This window comes from Sphaerospermopsis sp. LEGE 08334, assembly GCF_015207205.1.
Lineage (GTDB): Bacteria > Cyanobacteriota > Cyanobacteriia > Cyanobacteriales > Nostocaceae > Sphaerospermopsis.
The window spans coordinates 1-2,437 of record NZ_JADEXH010000104.1 but is presented as its reverse complement, the minus strand read 5'-3'; the positions used below and the strand labels follow the sequence as shown (position 1 = coordinate 2,437).

At 39.2% G+C, this 2,437-nt stretch carries 1 protein-coding gene; it reads right to left on the bottom strand.

Features of this window, described 5'->3' with window-relative positions:
- Positions 1 to 968: 968 nt before the first annotated feature.
- Positions 969 to 2,437, bottom strand: a 1,469-nt coding sequence (locus IQ237_RS25910; RefSeq protein WP_228020719.1) for an alpha/beta fold hydrolase, incomplete at its 5' end; no start/stop codon positions are given.

The window sequence follows — 2,437 nt, the reverse complement described above, 5'->3', positions numbered from 1 at the left end:
TAATAAATCTATTCATTATACATTATCTTGTGTCATAGCTTTAACGCCAATTATAAGGTAAAACATTAATTTAATTTAACTTAAAATTAATGGTTTTTAAATTGGTTGGTAAAATTGATACTTACTAAGCAAACAGATAATCTCAGGTTTAGCGGTCAACTGCAAGAACATTTTAAACATTTAAGTAGACAGTTAAGACTGTTAACTAGGGTTTGCTGAAAAAGTTATAGCAGGTGACAGGGAACAGGTGACAGTGCCAGAAGCCTTTTAGTGTCTAAGTTTTAGGATTAGTTGATGTCCTAACCGCCTTGTCTATGGCTATATCTGTGAGGGCTAGGAGTATGGCTAACGCCACGCTTCGCTATCAAGGAGTCAGGAGTTCAAGGAGTTTTTTTATTTTGAAATTCTGCAAACACTCACAAAGTGCAAGCTTTTTTAGGCTCATAGTACCTAAAACCAGGCGCAATTTTAATTTTCATCATTCTTAATCCCTTGATTTATCTAGGGTTTACATTTATTCAGCAACCCCTAAGAGGTTGTTTGAAAACTTTTTCGTGTGGGATTTGACACCCGCAGATCCCCCTAAATCCCCCTTAAAAAGGGGGACTTTGAGGAATTTAGCCCCCCTTTGTAAGCTCACAGGGGTAGGTTTTTAATATTATCTGTTAAGGCAGGACCTGGAAGACAAGGAGGTATTGTAGACAAGGAAGATTTTATACAAAAATGGTCTGTTGAGCGTCGGTTTTTGTGACCAATTGTACATTATTTGCACGGGTTTCCTCCCTTGTCCACTGTCCTTCCTTGTCCCCCAAGTCTTGCCCTCACGACAATGTAAAATACCTACCCTTGTGAGTTGGGGGGATCTCCATGAATTCTGATACTTTTCAAACATCCTCTAAGTAGGGTTTGCTGAAAAAGTTGAGAACGAACTTAATGAAAACCCGATTTCGACGTAAGGGAATCACCAGTTAAGTGATCATCATCCGTAAGTGTGAGGCTAAGGTTTTGACATTAGGTTCATACAGCATCCGTAAGTGATTTCCAGGTACAGATATTACTTTCACAGATTTTTGTGTGCAATCTTGCCATCCCCAATCTGGTAAATCGTAATTAGAAATAGCACGAAGTTGTTTTAAAGCAACTTCATCCACTTCTTCAGCGCGGAATAAAGCGATGGGCGCAGAAATTTGATGGTAAGGGCGATAATTGTGATAATTAATTGCCATTTGTTTCATCACCTGCATATTAGTTTTAAGTAAAGACAAGCTTGAGTTTTCCGGTAGAACATCTTGTTTGTATAAATACTCTGCGGCCAAATGCCAACGGGCTGACTCGTCTGGTTGAGCAGCTAAATCAGCGTAATCCAAACCTAATGAAATTCCCTCTACATTTTCTATATATAGAAGTAATTGCCACATCCAATCAGTATCTGTCATCTTAGTTAAATCTTCAGGGTGAATAACCAATCCAGCATCTAAGATGGCCAGTAATTCTACCTTTTCACCCTGCTTTTCCAATTGGTAAGCCATTTCAAAAGCAACAACAGAACCTGCTGAATATCCTGCCAGTATGTATGGACCATGAGGTTGTTGCTCACGTAATAAATCAATCAGTTGACTACCATGCAGTTCTACTGACTCTGGAACTTTACCAAATCCATTTCTACCTGGAGTTTCTAAACTATAAACCGGATGATTTTCTAAGTTGATAGCCAAGTCTTTAAAATAGAAACCATGTCCATTACTACCAGGTAAACAAAATATAGGAGTGGCATTTCCTTGAGATTGGACTGTGAGCAAATCGGGATGGGATTGCTGCACTTGATGGTCAGAGATTTGTAATGCTAATTGAGCAATTGTTGGATTGTTAAATAAACTACTTAAAACAAGTTTTTGATTAAATACTTTTTGAATATGATTGACCAATTTGACTGCTAATAAAGAATGTCCTCCCAGTTCAAAGAAGTTGTCATTTACACCCACAGATTCTACTTTTAGCAATTGTCCCCAAATTTCTGCCAACAGTTCTTCTATGGGAGTACGTGGAGCAACATATTTTTCTACTATTGTGCTGTCTAATTCTGGTTTTGGGAGGGCGCGACGGTCTATTTTACCGTTGGGTGTCAGTGGCAGAAATTCCACTATGACCAGGGCTGATGGTATCATGTACCCCGGCAGTTGATTCACCAGGAATTGACGAATGCTTGTAAGCTCTGGTGTTGTGTCTTTTTTCGGTACTATGTACCCAACTAAACGTTTTTCTGTGGGGTTGTCTTCACGGACAATGACACAGGATGTCTGGATATCAGGATGTTGATTGAGTACGGTTTCTATTTCTCCTAACTCGATGCGGAATCCTCTGATTTTTACTTGGTTGTCTATGCGTCCTAAGTATTCTATGTTCCCATCTGCTAGGTAACGGGCTAGGTCTCCTGTTT